The organism is Streptomyces sp. NBC_01669 (assembly GCF_026339735.1).
GTDB classification, from domain to species: domain Bacteria; phylum Actinomycetota; class Actinomycetes; order Streptomycetales; family Streptomycetaceae; genus Streptomyces; species Streptomyces yanii.
Genome location: NZ_JAPEQG010000001.1, coordinates 3,994,384 through 4,010,286 on the forward strand (window position 1 = coordinate 3,994,384; position 15,903 = coordinate 4,010,286).

A 15,903-nucleotide genomic window follows, 5' to 3' on the forward strand; every position below is an offset into this window, starting at 1 on the left:
GCCTCCTGGTCGTGCTGTCGGCCTATCGGGTGGCGAACGGCTGGTCCGTGCGGACGATTTCCTTGCCGAAGGGCATGAGGGAGACCGGGAGCATCTTGAAGTTCGCGATGCCGAGCGGGATGCCGATGATTGTGAGGCAGAGGGCGATTCCGGTGGTGATGTGGCCGAGGGCCAGCCACCAGCCTGCGAGGATCAGCCAGAGGACGTTGCCCACGCAGGAGGGTGCGCCGGCGTCGCGGCGGTCGACGACGGTGTAGCCGAAGGGCCACAGTGCGTAGATGCCGATGCGGAAGGCTGCGAGGCCGAAGGGGATGCCGATGATGGTGATGCACAGCAGGACACCGGCGACCAGGTAGCCGAGGAACATCCAGAATCCGCACAGGACCAGCCATATGACGTTCAGGATTGTCTTCATGGGCGATGACCTGCCATCTGCTCAAGTCGGGCAATACGCTCCGCCATCGGCGGGTGCGTGGAGAACATCTTGGACATGCCCTGGCCTGGGCGGAAGGGGTTCGCGATCATCATGTGACTCGCGGTCTCGATCTTCGGCTCGGGGGGCAGGGGGAGCTGTTTTGTTCCGGCGTCCAGTTTGCGCAGGGCGCTGGCGAGGGCCAGGGGGTCGCCGGTCAGTTGGGCGCCCGAGGCGTCCGCCTCGTATTCGCGGGAGCGGCTGACGGCGAGTTGGATGACGCTGGCGGCGAGCGGGCCGAGGATCATGATCAGCAGCATGCCGAGGATGCCGGGGCCTTCGTCGTCGTTGGACCGGCCGACCGGGATCAGCCATGCGAAGTTGACCAGGAACATGACGACGGAGGCGAGTGCTCCGGCGACTGACGAGATCAGGATGTCGCGGTTGTAGACATGGCTGAGTTCATGGCCGAGGACGCCTCGCAGTTCGCGTTCGTCCAGGATCTGCAGGATGCCTTCGGTGCAGCACACTGCGGCGTTGCGCGGGTTGCGGCCGGTGGCGAAGGCGTTGGGTGCCTGGGTCGGGGAGATGTAGAGCCGTGGCATGGGCTGGCGGGCCGTGGTGGAGAGTTCGCGGACCATGCGGTAGAGCTGTGGCGCCTCGAATTCGCTGACCGGGCGGGCCCGCATGGCCCGTAGTGCGAGTTTGTCGCTGTTCCAGTAGGCGTAGGCGTTGGTGCCGACGGCTACGAAGAGCGCGACGATCAGGCCTGTACGTCCGAAGAAACTGCCGATGACGATGATGAGTGCGGACAGGCCCCCGAGGAGTACGGCGGTTCTCAGCCCGTTGTGCCGGCGGTGCACGGTACGCCCTCCAAGTGGTGCAGCAGGGGAACCCTTGCTGGGTGGTGCTCCACTCCCCAGTGGAGCCTCCCGTACTGGTCAACGCCAGGCGAGGAGAGCTAGTTCCCTTGTGCGTGCGGCCGGAGGGCAGGGCCTGTCCGGCCGTTCGGGCCGGAGCAGGCACTGGGCCGTACGGGTGTCGCGTGTCGGTGCGGGCGGTCGCCAGGGGTGGGTCAGCGCTGGGCGGGGAGTCCGGCGAGTGCGAGGGCCTCGGGGTCGGGCTTGATCTCGCTGGTGCAGTGGGCGCAGCGGGAGGCGATGGCCGGGATGGCCGTGTAGCAGCGGGGGCAGTCGCGCAGGGCGGCCTTGATGTCGGCCTTCTCCTCGGCCTTGACCGTGAAGCGGTTCTGGACCTTCGTCATGGGGACGACGACGCAGAAGTAGAGAACGGCGGCGGTGATCAGGAAGGCGATGGAGGCGCTGACGAACAGTCCGTAGGGGAACTTCACGCCGTCGACCTGGAAGGTGGCCCTGCTGAAGTCTCCGGTGCCTCGGGTGATGACTCCGATCAGCGGCACGATGAATGCGTTGCTGAATCCTGTGACGACTGCGGTGAACGCGGCTCCGACGGCGAGTCCGATCGCCATGGAGATCACGTTTCCGCGCAGGATGAAGTCCTTGAACCCGTTGAGCACTGCCCTGGCTCCTCTTTTGTGTGTACGTATGCGTGGTGTGCGGGCATGACCCTGCCCTGTGCGGCCCGGCCGGGGCAAGCCGATCTTGGGCGGTCGGTGCGTGGTCAGAAGAGGTTGACCGCGGCGAACCTGAGCACGAGCTGCGGGGCTCCGGAGAGCACGATGCCGACGGCGGCGGTGAGGGCGATCGCGGCGGTGAGGGACGTCGGTGCGGCCACGCGCAGGGTGGGTGTCGTGCCCGCTGTGCCTGCCGGGGCTGCCGCCGCCTCGGGCTCTTCCGGTGCGCGGAAGAGTACCGCCGTCCACTGGAGGTAGTAGTAGAGCGCGATCACGACGTTGACGGCCATGACGACCGCGAGCCAGCCGAGGCCTGCGTCGACGGCGGCGGAGAAGACCGTGACCTTGGCGAAGAGGCCGACGATGCCTGGCGGCAGTCCGGCGAGGCAGAGCAGGAAGAAGGCCATGGCGAGGGCGGCGAGGGGGCGGGTGGCGTACAGGCCGCGGTAGTCGGAGAGACGGTTGTCCGGGCTCGTGCGGGAGACGAGGGCGGCCACCGCGAAGGCGCCGAGGTTCACGACGGCGTACATGAGGGCGTACGCGACGGTGGAGCCGATCTGGTCGTCGCTGGAGTACGCGGCGGAGGCGATCGGCACCAGGAGGTAGCCGGCCTGGGCGACGGACGACCAGGCGAGCAGGCGTACGGCGCTGCGGGCGCGGGTGGCGGTCTGGCGGAGCGCGGCCACGTTGCCGATGGTCATGGTGAGTGCGGCGACGACGGCGAGTGCGGGGCCCCAGACGTCGGCGTACGACGGGAATCCGATCACGGTGACGAGGATGAGCCCGGAGAAGCCGACTGCTTTGCCGACGACCGAGAGATAGGCGGCGACGGGGAGCGGGGCGCCGACGTAGGTGTCGGGGACCCAGAAGTGGAAGGGCGCGGCGGCTGTCTTGAAGGCGAAGCCGACGAGGGTGAGGGCGACGCCCGCCTGGGCGAGGGTGTCGAGCCGGCCGGGGACGTCGTCGAGGCGGGTGGCGAGTTCCGTGAGGTGGAGGGTGCCGGTTGCGGCGTACACGAAGCTGACGCCGAGGAGCGTGACGGCGGTCGCGACGACGGAGGAGAGGAAGAACTTCAGGGCCGCCTCGGAGGAGCGCCGGTCGCCGCGCTTGATGCCGACGAGGGCGAAGGCGGGCAGGGAGGCGACTTCGAGGGCGACGACGAGGGTGGCGAGGTCGCGGGCGGCGGGCAGGAGTGCGGCACCGGCCGCGGAGGACAGCAGCAGGAACCAGAACTCGCCCGCGGGGAGCTTACGGGTGTCGCCGAGGGAGAGCAGTGCGGTGAGAAGGGCGCCGCCGAGGACGAGGAACTGGATGATCAGGGCGAAGTAGTCGGCTGTGTAGCTGCAGGCCGTGGCGGTGCCGGTGCCGGTGGTGAGGCAGAAGGTGGAGTGATCGCCGTCGCGCAGCGGGACGAGGAAGGCGAGTGCGGCGACGAGTCCGGCGATGGTCGCCCAGCCGAGCAGCGGCTTGCGCTCCTGGGGGAGGAAGAGGTCGGCGACCAGAATGATCAGGGCGACCGTCGCGACGATGACGGGGGGCGCGACGGCGAGCCAGTCGACGGACTGGACGAGGCTGGTGGTCTCGGCCGCTGTGGTCACGACTTGCCTCCTGCGAGGAGCTTCTGCACGGCCGGGTCGGTGAGGCCGAGGAGGACGGCGGGCCACAGGCCGGCGAGGACGGTGAGGGCGGCGAGCGGGGTCCAGGCGGCGAATTCGTACGTCTGGATGTCGGCCATGCGGTGCGGTCCCTCGCGCTTCTCGCCCATGCAGACGCGGCGTACGACGATGAGCATGTACGCGGCGGTGAGCAGGGTGCCGAACGCGCCGATCGACATGAAGGTGAGGAAGGCGGGGCGGCTGAGGCCGTCGGCCGGGTCGAAGGCGCCGAACAGGGCGAGCATCTCGCCCCAGAATCCGGCGAGGCCGGGCAGGCCGAGCGAGGCGACGGCGGCGAAGGCGAGGAGACCGCCGAGGCGGGGGGCGCGGCCGTAGAGGGCGGCCCCGGTGGCGCCGGAGAGGGTATCGAGGTCGGCGGTGCCGTAGCGGTCCTTGACTGCGCCGACCAGGAAGAACAGCAGGCCGGTGATGAGGCCGTGGGCGATGTTGGCGAAGAGCGCGCCGTTGACGCCGGTGGGGGTCATGCTCGCGATGCCGAGGAGTACGAAGCCCATGTGGCCGACGGAGGAGTACGCGATCAGGCGCTTGAGGTCGCCCTTGGAGCCGGGGCGGGCGAGCGCGAGGCAGGCGAGGGATCCGTAGATGATGCCGACGACGGCGGAGGCGGCGAGGTAGGGCGCGAAGGTCTGCATCCCGTCGGGGGTGATGGGGAGCAGGATGCGGACGAATCCGTACGTGCCCATCTTCAGCAGGACGCCCGCGAGGAGCACCGAGCCGACGGTCGGGGCGGCGGTGTGGGCGTCCGGGAGCCAGCTGTGCAGCGGCCACATCGGGGTCTTGACGGCGAGTCCGATACCGATGGCGAGAACGGCGATGACCTGCACGGACGAGGTGAGTCCACGGCCGTTGTCAGTGGCGAGTGCCACCATGTCGAAGGTGCCGCTCCTCAGTCCGATGAGGAGCAGGCCCAACAGCATGATCACTGAGCCGAGCAGTGTGTAGAGGATGAACTTCCAGGCGGCGGCCTGCTTCTGTGCGCCGCCCCAGCGGGCGATGAGGAAGTACATCGGGATGAGGACCATCTCGAATGCCAGGAAGAACAGCAGCAGGTCGAGGACGGCGAAGGTCGCGAGGGTACCCGACTCGAGGACGAGGACGAGTGCGACGAAGGCCTTCGGGGAGGGGCCCTCGGGCATTTTGAAGTAGCTGTAGAGCGCGCAGAGGAAGGTCAGCAGCGCGGTCAGTACGAGGAGGGGGAGCGAGATGCCGTCGATGCCGAGGTGGATGCGGACGTCGAGCGCCGGGATCCAGCTGATGTCGGTGGTGGCCTGCATTTTCGACGGGTGGTCGTGGTCGAAGCCGAGGGCCAGGACGATCGCTGCGATGAGGATCGCGCCGGTGACGGTCACGCCGTGGCGGAGCACGGCCTGGTCGGGGCTCTTTCCCTTCAGCCCGGGCGGGGCGGGCAGGAGAGCGGCGACGGCGCCGATGAGCGGGCCGACGACGATGAACGCGAGAAGGAACTGCATCACGGATTCGCTGATATCGATCACGGCTCACGACCCGGCGTTGACGTTGGCAAAAACGACGGCGGCGATCGCCAGGACAAGGGAACCGGCGAGCAGGGCGCTGAGGTAGGTCTGCACGTTGCCGGTCTGGGCGCGGCGGACGGCGGTGCCGAGCCAGCGTGCGCCGGTGCCGGAGCCGCGTACGTACGTGTCGACGACCTCGCGGTCCAGGAAGCGGACGAGGCTCGCTGCCGCCTGGACGGGGCGGACGAACAGTGTCGCGTAGAGGGCGTCCAGGTGGAAGCCGGTGGCGGCGTGGCGGTGGAGGGGGCCGAGCAGGAGCCGTCCGGGGTCGGCCGGGTCGGGGGTGCCCGGGGCGTCGCCGTATCCGGCGGTGTGGTGGGTCATGGCCTCGGCCTCGATGAGTGCGGGTTCGGCCTCGGGGTGGGCGACGACGGCACCGGCGGGGGTGCGGGCGGCGAGGGCCATGGTGTGGTGCCAGGCGCCGTAGGTGACGAGGCCGCCGACGAGACCGACGCCGGTGGAGAGGACGGCGGTGGTCACGGACGGAGTGAGGCTGTGGCCGTCGAACCAGTCGGTGATCACGCCGACGGTGAGTCCGAAACCGATGGTGGGGATGGCGAGGACCCAGAGGACGGTGGTCATCGCGGCGGGCTGCCTGCCGTGGTCGGGGGCCTCGGCGCCGCGGCCGCGGAAGGCGAGGAGCCAGAGGCGGGTGGCGTACGCGGCGGTGAGGACGGCGGCGAGCAGTCCGGCGACGAGGACGGTCCAGCCGGCGGCGGCCGGGGCGACATGGCGCTCGCCCAGGGCGGTGTGTTCGGCGGCGACGAGGATGGCTTCCTTGGAGAAGAAGCCGGCGAACGGCGGGATGGCGGCGAGCGCGAGGAGGGCGACGGTCATCGTCCAGTAGGCGTCCGGGATGCGCCTGGCCAGGCCGCCCATGCGCGACATGGCGGTGAGCGAGTTGGTCCCGGCGGCGTGGATGACCACACCGGCCGCGAGGAAGAGGACGGCTTTGAACGCGCCGTGCGAGAGGAGGTGGAAGACGGCGGCCCCGCGGTCGCCGACGGCCAGGGCGCCGGACATGTAGCCGAGCTGGCCGATGGTCGAGTAGGCGAGGACGCGCTTGATGTCGTCCTGGGCGAGCGCGGCGAGTCCCGATCCGATCATCGTGACCGCCGCCATGACGGCGAGGACGACGAGGGCGGCGCCGGATTCGGCGAAGACGGGGAGGAGCCGGGCCACGAAGTAGATGCCGGCGGCGACCATCGTCGCGGCGTGGATCAACGCGGAGACGGGGGTCGGGCCGGCCATCGCGTCGGGCAGCCAGGTGTGCAGGGGGAACTGCGCGGACTTGCCCGCGACGCCGGCGAGGAGCAGCAGGGCGATGAGAGTGGGGTGGTCGAGCCCGCCGTTCGCGACAGCACCGAGGATGCCGGTGATCCGGAATGTGCCGGTGTCGGCGGCAAGCGCGAACAGGCCGATCAGGAAGGGGACGTCGCCGAGCTTGGTGACCAGGAACGCCTTGAGGGAGGCGGCGCGGGCTTCGGGTGTCTCCCAGTAGTGACCGACGAGGAAGTACGAGCAGATGCCCATGACTTCCCAGCCGACCAGCAGCACCATCACGTCGCCGGAGTAGACGACGAGCAGCATCGCGGAGGTGAAGAGGGAGACGAGGGCCGCGTACGACGGGTAGCGGGGGTCGTGGCGCAGGTAGGCGGTCGAGTAGATCTGCACGCAGGTCGCGACGAGGCCGACCAGGACGGCGACGAGGACCGCGAAGCCGTCGAGGTGGAGGGCGAGGTCGATCGGGACCGAGCCGGTGGGTGTGAGCCGGGTCGACGCGTCGATGGCCGGGCCGCCGCCCTGGCGTGCGGCGACGACGACGGCGATCACGGCCGCGGCGAGGGTGGGAAGGATCGCGAGGGGGCGTACGTAACCGGGGGCGGTGCGGCCGAGGAGCAGGCCGGTGGCGGCGCCCAGGAACGGAAGGAGGGGGACGAGGACGGCGAGGGTCGTGGTGGTCACGCGGTGGCCTCTGCCTTCTTTGCCTTCCCTGCCGGAGCAGTGGCCTGGTCTTCGGTGCCGGTGGTGTCGTCCTCGTCACCGGGGAGGGATTCCGCGGCGTCGGTCTCGGCGGTGTCGCGGAGGCGGTCCACGTCCGAGCTGCCGCGGTTGCGGTGGACGGCGAGGACGATCGCGAGGCCGATGCCGATCTCGGCTGCCGCGATGGCGATGGTGAAGAGGGTGAGCGCCTGGCCGGAGTGCAGGGCGTCGCGGAGCCAGACGTCGAAGGCGACCAGGTTGAGGTTGACGGCGTTGAGCATCAGCTCGACGGACATCAGGACCAGGATCGCGTTGCGGCGTGCGAGTACTCCGTACAGCCCGGTGCAGAAGAGGAGGGCGGCGAGCACGGCGGGATAGGCGAGGTGCATCAGCTCTGCTCCTTACTGCGCTTGCGGGACAGGACGATCGCGCCGACGAGGGCGGCGAGCAGCAGGACGGAGAGTGCTTCGAAGGGCAGTACCCACTGCCGGAAGAGGAAGGCGCCGGTGGTTTCGGTGGATCCGTGGGCCGGTCCGTCCAGGTCGATCCAGGTGGTGCGGAAGGCGTCCACGACGACCCAGACGAGGGCGGCCGCGGCGGCGACCGCGACGCCGAGAGCGGCCCAGCGGTTTTCGGAGTCGGCATCCGGGGAGCGGCCGATGGGGGCCTTGGTGAGCATCAGCCCGAAGAGAAGGAGGACGACGACGGAACCGACGTAGATCAGTACCTGTACCCAGGCGATGAACTCCGCGGTCAGCAGGAGGTACTCGACGGCGAGGCCGCCGAGCGCCACGACCAGCCAGAGGGCGGCGTGAACCAGCTGCTTGGTCGTGACGGTGATGAGGGCTGCGCCGATGGTGGCGACGCCGACCAGGACGAAGGCGATCTCGATGCCGGTCGGGGAGAGGAATCCGGGGTGGGCCGCGGCGGCTGCGAGGGTCACTCCTTTCCTTCCTCTTCTTCCTGCTGCGGGGTCTGCTGGGCTTGCTGGGCTTCTTGGGCGCGCTGGGCTTCGAGCTTCTCCGCCGTCTTGCGGGCGGCGGCGATCTCCTTCGGTTCCTCCGCACCCGGGTCGAGTGCGGGTGGCTCGGGCACCGTCCACATCCATTCGCGGAGCTTGTCCCGCTCATGGGTGAGTTCGAGGATGTCGGTCTCCGCGTACTCGAACTCCGGCGACCAGAACAGCGCGTCGAAAGGACAGACCTCGATGCAGATACCGCAGTACATGCAGAGGGAGAAGTCGATGGCGAAGCGGTCGAGGACGTTGCGGCTGCGTTCGCGGCCGCCCGGTGCGGCGGCGGGCACCGTCTCCTTGTGGGAGTCGATGTAGATGCACCAGTCCGGGCACTCACGGGCGCAGAGCATGCAGACCGTGCAGTTCTCCTCGAACAGCCCGATGACGCCGCGGGAGCGCGGCGGGAGTTCGGGCTGGACGTCGGGGTACTGGGCGGTGACCGTCTTCTTCGTCATCGTCCGCAGGGTGACGGCCAGGCCCTTGGCAAGGCCGGAGCCGGGGATCGGAGGCATCAGCTGATCGCCACCTTCACGATGCCGGTGAGCGCGATCTGCGCGAGAGCGAGCGGGATGAGCGTGGTCCAGGCGAGCCTCTGCAGCTGGTCCTCGCGGAGGCGGGGGTAGCTCACCCGCAGCCAGATGACGACGAAGGCGAGGACCGCGATCTTGAGGAGCGTCCAGACCCAGCCGAGTCCGTCGGCGCCGAGCGGGCCGTGCCAGCCGCCGAGGAAGAGGACGGTGGTCAGTCCGCACAGGACGACGATACCCGCGTACTCGGCGAGCAGGAACAGGGCGAAGCGGAGGCCGGTGTACTCGGTGTACGCGCCGAAGATGATCTCCGAGTCGGCGATCGGCATGTCGAACGGCGGGCGCTGCAGTTCAGCGAGTCCGGCCACGAAGAAGACCAGGCCGCCGACGATCTGCCAGGGCAGCCACCACCACTCGAAGGCGTTGACGATGCCGGGAAGGGAGACGGTGCCTGCGGCCATCGCGACTGAGGCGGCGGCGAGCAGCATCGGAAGTTCGTACGCGAGGAGCTGGGCGGCGGTGCGGAGGCCGCCGAGGAGGGAGAACTTGTTGGCCGATGCCCAGCCCGCCATCAGTGAGCCGAGCACTCCCACGCCCATGACGGCGAGGACGAAGAAGATGCCCGCGTCGACGACCTGGCCGACCGCGCCCTCGCTCGGGCCGATCGGAATGGCGACGAGTACGAGGAGGTACGGGAGGAGGGCGACGGCGGGGGCGAGCTGGAAGATGCGGCGGTCGGCCTCGGCCGGGACGATGTCTTCCTTCTGCGCGAATTTCACGCCGTCGGCGACGAGCTGGGCCCAGCCGTGGAAACCGCCCGCGTACATGGGGCCCAGGCGGCCCTGCATGTGGGCCATCACCTTGTGTTCGGTCTGGCCCACGACGAGGGGGACGACCATGAACACCGCGAAGACGATGATGAGCCGGAGGGCGACGTCGAGTACGTCGTTCACGCGGTATCGCCTCCGGCGCGGTGATCGGGGGTTTCAGGGGTTTCGGGGTTCTCGGGGGTGGCCGCGGGTTCGGTGCCTTCGGGGGTGGGGCCGCTGCGCGGGGCCTCTCCCCCGTCCGCCCCTTCCCGAACCGGGGGCTCCGCCCCCGGGCCGCCGCTCCTCGGGCGCCGGGTGGGCTGGGAGGTGTCCTGATCGGGGGTCGGGTCGAAGGCGGGGCGGGCGTGGTGCCAGGGCGCGTCCGCGCCGCGGGGCTTGGCCTGCTCCGGGGCTGCCGCCTCCGGCGTCGGTCCGGGGGGCTCGGCCTCCGAGGGCGCCGTCCCCGGCGCTGCCTCCTTCGGCGCTGCCTCCTTCGCCGCTGCCGACGGGGAGGTTGTCGAGTCCGGCGCCGCAGTGCCCGGCGCGTCGGACTTCGGCGTGGCCGCCGGTTCCGTCGCTGCCGACGTCTGCTCCACCGGCGCCGCCTGCTGGCTCGCCGAGCCCTGGGACGCGCTGCGGGTGCGGCGCGGAGTCGCGGTCGGGGTGGCGGCCGGCGGTGTGGTCCCGGTACCAGCGGAGGCGGGGGCTGCCGGCTCGGGCTGCTGGCTTGCCGAGCCCTCGCTCACGCTGCGGGCCCGGCGCACGGGGCGGTCGCCCGCGGGGCGGGCTGCTCGGGCCGGGCGGGCCGGGGCAGGTGGGAGCTGGCCCTTGAGGGGGCCCCATTCGTTCGGGTCGGGCACGCCCGGCGGCAGCATCGTGCGCCGCTTAGGGCCGCCGTGCTCGGATTCGCCCGGTTCCTTGGCTCCCGGCCATGCTTTGGCGACCCTCGCCGCCAGGACGAAGTCCTTGCGCAGCGGGTGGCCCTCGAAGCCTTCCGGGAGGAGAAGGGGGACCAGGTGCGGGTGGCCCTCGAAGCCGATGCCGAACATTTCGTGGGTCTCGCGCTCGTGCCAGGCGGCGCCCGCGTAGACACCGATGGCGGTCGGCAGGACCGGGGCGTCGTGCGGAACGGTCGTACGGAGCAGGAGCCGGCGGACCTTGCCCGGCGCCGGGGCGGCGACATGGGCGCAGACGCGGAAGCCGGTGCCGGGTTCGTCGACTGCGCTCAGCCAGTCGAAATAGGTGCAGCCCAGCAGGTCGCGGGCCGTTTCGAGGGCGGTGGTCCAGGCGGCCGGCGGGACGTCGACGGTCAGCAGGCCGTAGGCGTGCTCCGCCACGGCGTCCTCGCCGAAGAGTTCGGTGACGGCTTCCGGCAGGCGGTCGTAGGCCTGCGCCGTTTCCGGATCGGTCACTTCTGCTCCTCCCCCGGGGCCGGCGGGGCGGCGACCAGGCCGCTGCGGAGTGCGGCGGTGGAGGGGCGGCTGCCGCCGGTCGCGTACCGCTCGCCCAGCGACTCGCGGGCGATCTTCTCCTGGAGCTTGAGGATGCCCTGGAGCAGGGCTTCCGGGCGCGGCGGGCAGCCCGGTACGTACACGTCGACGGGGATGATCTGGTCGACGCCCTTGGTCACGGAGTACGAGTCCCAGTACGGGCCGCCGCAGTTGGAGCAGGCGCCGAAGGAGATGACGTACTTGGGCTCGGGCATCTGCTCGTACAGCCGCTTGACGGCCGGGGCCATCTTGTCCGTCACCGTGCCGGAAACGATCATGAGGTCGGCCTGGCGGGGTCCCGGTGCGAACGGGATCACGCCGAGGCGGATGAAGTCGTGCCGGGCCATGGAGGCGGCGATGAATTCGATGGCGCAGCAGGCGAGCCCGAAGTTGAAGACCCAGAGGCTGTAGCGGCGGCCCCAGTTCAGAACCACCTTCATGGGCTCGGGTGCGAGCCGGGAGAGCACGCCGAGCCGTTTCGGTTCGGGCAGCAGCGTCGGTTCGGGCCGGTGCTGCGGCTCGGGGGTCTGCGGGCTCGTCACGTCCATTCGAGGACGCCCTTCTTCCATGCGTAGAGCAGTCCCACGGCGAGGAATCCGAGGAAGATGAACATTTCCACCAGGGTGGTCGCGCCGTATCCGGGTGCTGCAAATACGGTCGCCCAGGGGAACAAAAAGATCGAGTCGACAGCGAAGATCACATAGAGGAATGCGTAGACGTAGTAGCGAACCTGGGTGTGTGCCCAGCCCTCGCCGACGGGGTCCACGCCGCATTCGTAGGTGAGGAGCTTCTCCGGTGTCGGCACCACGGGGCGCAGCAGCCGGCCTGCTCCGAAGGCGACGGCGACGAAGAGCACGCCGATCACGGCGAGCAGTCCGACGACCGAGTAGCTCTGGAAGTAGTCCGACGCGAGAACGGTCGATTCCGGCAGGTCCGCCACGTAGGCCACGTCCGCCCCTCCGCTCCCTCATGCCTGTTCGACGTCTGTACGCACGGGAGTCTAGGCCCTGTTAAAGAGGCGGTAAGCAGCCGCGTCGGGCAAAGGGTGGGGTTATCCCTACTTCGCCCCGCCCATGAACCCCATGGCGTGCGCAGGCCCGGCCCGGCAGGCTGGGCGCATGACCTCGAGCCCCCCGGCGCCCGACAACGACCGGCCGCCGCCCGCCCGCTTCGCACTGGATCCGTGGACGTGGAAGGAGATCTGCTATCTCCTGTCCAACCTGCCGGTGGCGGTTGCCGGGTTTGTTTACACAGTTTTCATGATCGGTGTCGGCGTGGGGCTTTCCCTCACGGTGGTGGGTCTGCCGCTTCTCGCCGGCGGGCTGCAGGGGGCGCGACTGCTCGGCAGGGCGGAGCGGGGCCGGGCCCGTGCGCTGCTCGGGGTGCGGATCGACGAGCCGAGCGCGACCGCGCTGGGCCGCCGTGACCGCGGCGTCCTTCCGTGGCTGTGGTCGAGTCTCAAGGATCCGGTGGGCTGGCGGGCGGTGCTGTATTCCTTCATGCGGCTGCCCTGGGGCGTGCTCACGTTCACGGTGACGTTGGTGAGTCTGTTCGTCCTGTGGCCCGTGCTGCCCTTCACGGCGCGGCTGCTGACCAACGCGGACCGGGCGATGGCGCGGGGGCTGCTCTCGCCCTCGGACGAGCTGGAGCGCAGGATCGCCGAGCTGGAGTCGGACCGGGGTGTGGTCGTGGACACCGCCGCCGCCGACCTGCGGCGCATCGAACGCGATCTGCACGACGGCGCGCAGGCCCGGCTCGTCGCCCTCGCCATGGATCTGGGTCTGGCGAAGGAGAAGCTGGCGCAGGACCCCGAGGCCGCCGCCCGCATGGTCGACGAGGCGCACGGCGAGGTGAAGGTCGCCCTGCAGGAGCTCCGCGACCTCGCCCGGGGGATCCATCCCGCCGTCCTCACCGACCGCGGCCTGGACGCCGCGCTCTCCGCCATCGCCTCCCGCTGCACCGTCCCGGTCACGGTGGGCGTGGATCTGCCGTCGCGCCCCGCGGAGGCGATCGAGGGGATTGCGTACTTCACCGTGTCCGAGCTGCTGCAGAACGTCAGCAAGCACAGTGGTGCGCGTTCGGCGTCCGTCGAGGTGTGGCGGTCGGGGGAACGACTGCTGATCCAGATCAGTGACGACGGCCGCGGCGGGGCGCGGATGGACGGCGGTACGGGGATGTCCGGGCTGGCGGAGCGGCTGGGGGCGGTGGACGGGCTGTTCGTCCTGACGTCACCGGTCGGCGGGCCGACGACGGTGGTGGCCGAGCTGCCCTGGCGGGACCGGGGCGGGGACGGCGCGGGCGTCGCGAAACGGCCGTAGGACCCTTCCTGCGGATCGTGCCGGGCTCGCGGGGTGCGGGTACGCGCGTCGGACCCGGCTCCCTGCTCCGGTCCGAATTCCGCAGGAGGGGGCCCAGGCCGCAGTCGGGGGTGGGGAAAACCCCCGGTCGAAAAGGGATACCGGCCTCATGGTGAGGAGTCCCGCCGGGCAGCACTCTTGAGGTGGCGGCCTGGACGGGCCGTCGAAGAGGAACCACTCCACCCGCCGAGCAGAGAAACGGACGGCACCATGGCCACGGCATACGGACCGGACACTCGCGACCCTCAGCGGTCCGGTTCCGGCCCCGAGGACCACTCCTCGGTGAAGCACGTCGTTCCTGCGGTGCTGCGCGCGCCGTTCGAGGCGAGGACCTGGCGCGAGTTCGGCTATCTGTTGCTGAGTCTGCCCATCAGTGTGGTGCTGTTCAGCCTCGCGGTCACTCTGACCTCCGCCAGTGCGGGTCTGCTGATCACGTTCCTCGGCATTCCGCTCCTTGCCGGCACCCTGGCCATGTGCCGCGGTTTCGGTGCCATGGAGCGGGTCCGGGCGCGGGGGCTGCTGAGGCTCCGCGTGGCGGATCCGGCGCCGGTGCGCGGCAGGACCGGCGGGCTGATGTCCTGGGTCGGCGCGGTGCTGAAGAGCGGGGCGTCCTGGCGGCACCTTCTCTATGCGCTGCTGCACTTCCCGTGGGCGGTCTTCGCGTTCATCGTCTCGTTGACGTTCTGGACGTACGGGTGGGCTGCCCTCACGTATCCGTTGTGGCAGTGGGTCTTCCCGGCGTACGCGGGGATCGACGGCATCCAGCTGTACGGCGACGCCACGCACGACGTCTATCTCGACTCGTCCTTCGAGCTGGCCGTGACCAGTGCGTTCGGTCTGATACTCGTGCTCGTCACCCCGTGGATCATCCGTGGTCTGACGTCCGTGGACCGGGTGATGGTGTACGGGCTGCTCGGGCCGTCCCGGCTGGCGTCGCGCGTTTCGGAGCTGGAGTCGGACCGGGGTGTGGTCGTGGACACCGCCGCCGCCGACCTGCGGCGCATCGAACGCGATCTGCACGACGGCGCGCAGGCCCGGCTCGTCGCCCTCGCCATGGATCTGGGTCTGGCGAAGGAGAAGCTGGCGCAGGACCCCGAGGCCGCCGCCCGCATGGTCGACGAGGCGCACGGCGAGGTGAAGGTCGCCCTGCAGGAGCTCCGCGACCTCGCCCGGGGGATCCATCCCGCCGTCCTCACCGACCGCGGCCTGGACGCCGCGCTCTCCGCCATCGCCTCCCGCTGCACCGTCCCGGTCACGGTCGAAGTGGACCTGGCGTCACGGCCCGCGCAGGCGATCGAGGGGATTGCGTACTTCACCGTGTCCGAGCTGCTGCAGAACGTCAGCAAGCATGCGTACGCGACGCGTGCGACGGTTGATGTGTGGCGTACGGCCGACCGGCTGATGCTGCAGGTCACTGACAACGGGCGGGGTGGCGCGGACCTGTCGGCGGGCAGCGGTCTGGCCGGTCTGACCGAGCGGCTGGACGCGGTGGACGGCATCCTCGTCGTCGACTCCCCGGTGGGCGGGCCGACGCGGGTCACGGCCGAGCTCCCGTGGCGCGGCTGAGAGCCTGACCACCCGGCCCGCTGCCGCCGTCCCCTCCCGTCCCCCTCACGGGCGTTCCCTCGCCCTACCTGTGCCCTCAAGCATTCGGCACAGTCCCCATCGGCAGGCCGATGCTGGGATGCTGGAGGGGCCAGGGGACGGATTTCCGTCGGCCACGGGCCGGCGGACCAGTGCAGTGGGGGAAAAGCGTCGTGGTGGAGGACAGGGTGCGGGTGGTCATCGCCGAGGATTCGGTACTGCTTCGGGAGGGACTCACCCGGCTGCTGACCGATCTCGGACATGACGTCGTCGCCGGGGTGGGGGACGCCGAGGCGCTGATCAAGACGGTGAGCGATCTCGCCGCACAGGACGAGCTGCCGGATGTGGTCGTCGCCGATGTGCGGATGCCTCCGACCCACACCGATGAGGGCGTACGGGCGGCGGTGCGGCTGCGCAAGGAGTATCCCGGCATCGGGGTCCTGGTCCTTTCGCAGTACGTCGAGGAGCAGTACGCGACCGAGCTGCTGGCCGGCAGCAGCCGGGGGGTGGGGTATCTGCTGAAGGACCGGGTCGCCGAGGTCCGTGAGTTCGTCGACGCGGTGGTCCGAGTGGCACAGGGCGGTACTGCGCTGGACCCTGAGGTAGTGGCCCAGCTGCTGGGCCGGAGCCGTAAGCAGGACGTCCTGGCCGGGCTGACGCCGCGCGAGCGCGAGGTGCTCGGCCTGATGGCGGAGGGGCGGACGAACTCCGCGGTCGCCAGGCAGCTGGTGGTGAGCGACGGCGCGGTGGAGAAGCACGTCAGCAATATTTTTCTGAAGCTCGGGCTCTCGCCCAGTGACGGGGATCACCGTCGCGTGCTGGCCGTTCTGACCTATCTCAAATCCTGAGAACCTGACACCCTGTCAGGTCATCTGTGGCCGATCGAGGGCCTGGGACCAAAGGATGAGCGCCGAGAAGCAGCGA

At 70.1% G+C, this 15,903-nt stretch carries 16 protein-coding genes; 3 read left to right on the forward strand and 13 right to left on the reverse strand.

What is annotated here, in order from left to right:
• Nucleotides 1–22: 22 nt before the first annotated feature.
• The 13 genes from OG972_RS17695 to OG972_RS17755 form a co-directional block, all read right to left on the reverse strand.
• Entirely contained in the window at nucleotides 23–415 is a 393-nt protein-coding gene (locus OG972_RS17695; RefSeq protein ID WP_266982651.1) for a YccF domain-containing protein, read from the reverse strand.
• The gene (htpX, locus tag OG972_RS17700; protein WP_266982653.1) at nucleotides 412–1,275 is read right to left on the reverse strand and encodes a zinc metalloprotease HtpX; all 864 of its coding nucleotides are present in this window, start codon (nucleotides 1,273–1,275) and stop codon (nucleotides 412–414) included. Before htpX ends, OG972_RS17695 begins: the two co-directional genes overlap by 4 nt.
• A gap of 212 nt (nucleotides 1,276–1,487) precedes the next feature.
• Complete coding sequence (gene mscL, locus OG972_RS17705) at nucleotides 1,488–1,949, reverse strand: large conductance mechanosensitive channel protein MscL (protein ID WP_266982655.1); 462 nt, start codon at nucleotides 1,947–1,949, stop codon at nucleotides 1,488–1,490.
• Nucleotides 1,950–2,053: 104 nt separating this feature from the next.
• Complete coding sequence (locus OG972_RS17710; RefSeq protein WP_266982657.1) at nucleotides 2,054–3,604, reverse strand: NADH-quinone oxidoreductase subunit N; 1,551 nt, start codon at nucleotides 3,602–3,604, stop codon at nucleotides 2,054–2,056.
• Nucleotides 3,601–5,151 (reverse strand): NuoM family protein, encoded by a 1,551-nt coding sequence (locus tag OG972_RS17715; RefSeq protein ID WP_266990542.1) that lies wholly within the window; start codon nucleotides 5,149–5,151, stop codon nucleotides 3,601–3,603. Before OG972_RS17715 ends, OG972_RS17710 begins: the two co-directional genes overlap by 4 nt.
• Before the next feature lie 27 nt (nucleotides 5,152–5,178).
• Entirely contained in the window at nucleotides 5,179–7,179 is a 2,001-nt protein-coding gene (locus OG972_RS17720; protein WP_266982659.1) for an NADH-quinone oxidoreductase subunit L, read from the reverse strand.
• Nucleotides 7,176–7,586 (reverse strand): NADH-quinone oxidoreductase subunit NuoK, encoded by a 411-nt coding sequence (gene nuoK / locus OG972_RS17725; protein ID WP_266982661.1) that lies wholly within the window; start codon nucleotides 7,584–7,586, stop codon nucleotides 7,176–7,178. The genes OG972_RS17720 and nuoK overlap by 4 nt, the downstream gene beginning before the upstream one ends.
• A complete protein-coding gene (locus OG972_RS17730; RefSeq protein WP_266982662.1) occupies nucleotides 7,586–8,140 on the reverse strand; it encodes an NADH-quinone oxidoreductase subunit J in 555 nt (184 codons plus the stop codon). Before OG972_RS17730 ends, nuoK begins: the two co-directional genes overlap by 1 nt.
• Nucleotides 8,137–8,724 (reverse strand): NADH-quinone oxidoreductase subunit I, encoded by a 588-nt coding sequence (locus OG972_RS17735; protein WP_266982664.1) that lies wholly within the window; start codon nucleotides 8,722–8,724, stop codon nucleotides 8,137–8,139. The genes OG972_RS17730 and OG972_RS17735 overlap by 4 nt, the downstream gene beginning before the upstream one ends.
• Nucleotides 8,724–9,692 carry a complex I subunit 1 family protein gene (locus tag OG972_RS17740; RefSeq protein WP_266982666.1) on the reverse strand — a complete coding sequence of 323 codons (969 nt, stop codon included), beginning with the start codon at nucleotides 9,690–9,692 and terminating at the stop codon, nucleotides 8,724–8,726. Before OG972_RS17740 ends, OG972_RS17735 begins: the two co-directional genes overlap by 1 nt.
• Nucleotides 9,689–10,960 carry an NADH-quinone oxidoreductase subunit C gene (locus OG972_RS17745; protein WP_323135875.1) on the reverse strand — a complete coding sequence of 424 codons (1,272 nt, stop codon included), beginning with the start codon at nucleotides 10,958–10,960 and terminating at the stop codon, nucleotides 9,689–9,691. The genes OG972_RS17740 and OG972_RS17745 overlap by 4 nt, the downstream gene beginning before the upstream one ends.
• Nucleotides 10,957–11,586 (reverse strand): NADH-quinone oxidoreductase subunit B family protein, encoded by a 630-nt coding sequence (locus tag OG972_RS49260; protein ID WP_323135876.1) that lies wholly within the window; start codon nucleotides 11,584–11,586, stop codon nucleotides 10,957–10,959. Before OG972_RS49260 ends, OG972_RS17745 begins: the two co-directional genes overlap by 4 nt.
• Complete coding sequence (locus OG972_RS17755) at nucleotides 11,577–11,978, reverse strand: NADH-quinone oxidoreductase subunit A (RefSeq protein ID WP_266990544.1); 402 nt, start codon at nucleotides 11,976–11,978, stop codon at nucleotides 11,577–11,579. The genes OG972_RS49260 and OG972_RS17755 overlap by 10 nt, the downstream gene beginning before the upstream one ends.
• A gap of 178 nt (nucleotides 11,979–12,156) precedes the next feature.
• Here OG972_RS17755 and OG972_RS17760 point away from each other — a divergent pair, with 178 nt between their 5' ends.
• From OG972_RS17760 to OG972_RS17770, 3 genes are all read left to right on the forward strand, one after another.
• Nucleotides 12,157–13,356, forward strand: coding sequence for a sensor histidine kinase (locus tag OG972_RS17760; protein WP_266982668.1), 1,200 nt, complete (start codon nucleotides 12,157–12,159; stop codon nucleotides 13,354–13,356).
• Between the two features lie 249 nt (nucleotides 13,357–13,605).
• The gene (locus OG972_RS17765) at nucleotides 13,606–14,961 is read left to right on the forward strand and encodes a sensor histidine kinase (protein ID WP_266982670.1); all 1,356 of its coding nucleotides are present in this window, start codon (nucleotides 13,606–13,608) and stop codon (nucleotides 14,959–14,961) included.
• Nucleotides 14,962–15,167: 206 nt separating this feature from the next.
• Nucleotides 15,168–15,827 (forward strand): response regulator transcription factor, encoded by a 660-nt coding sequence (locus OG972_RS17770; RefSeq protein WP_037693221.1) that lies wholly within the window; start codon nucleotides 15,168–15,170, stop codon nucleotides 15,825–15,827.
• Nucleotides 15,828–15,903 lie beyond the last annotated feature (76 nt).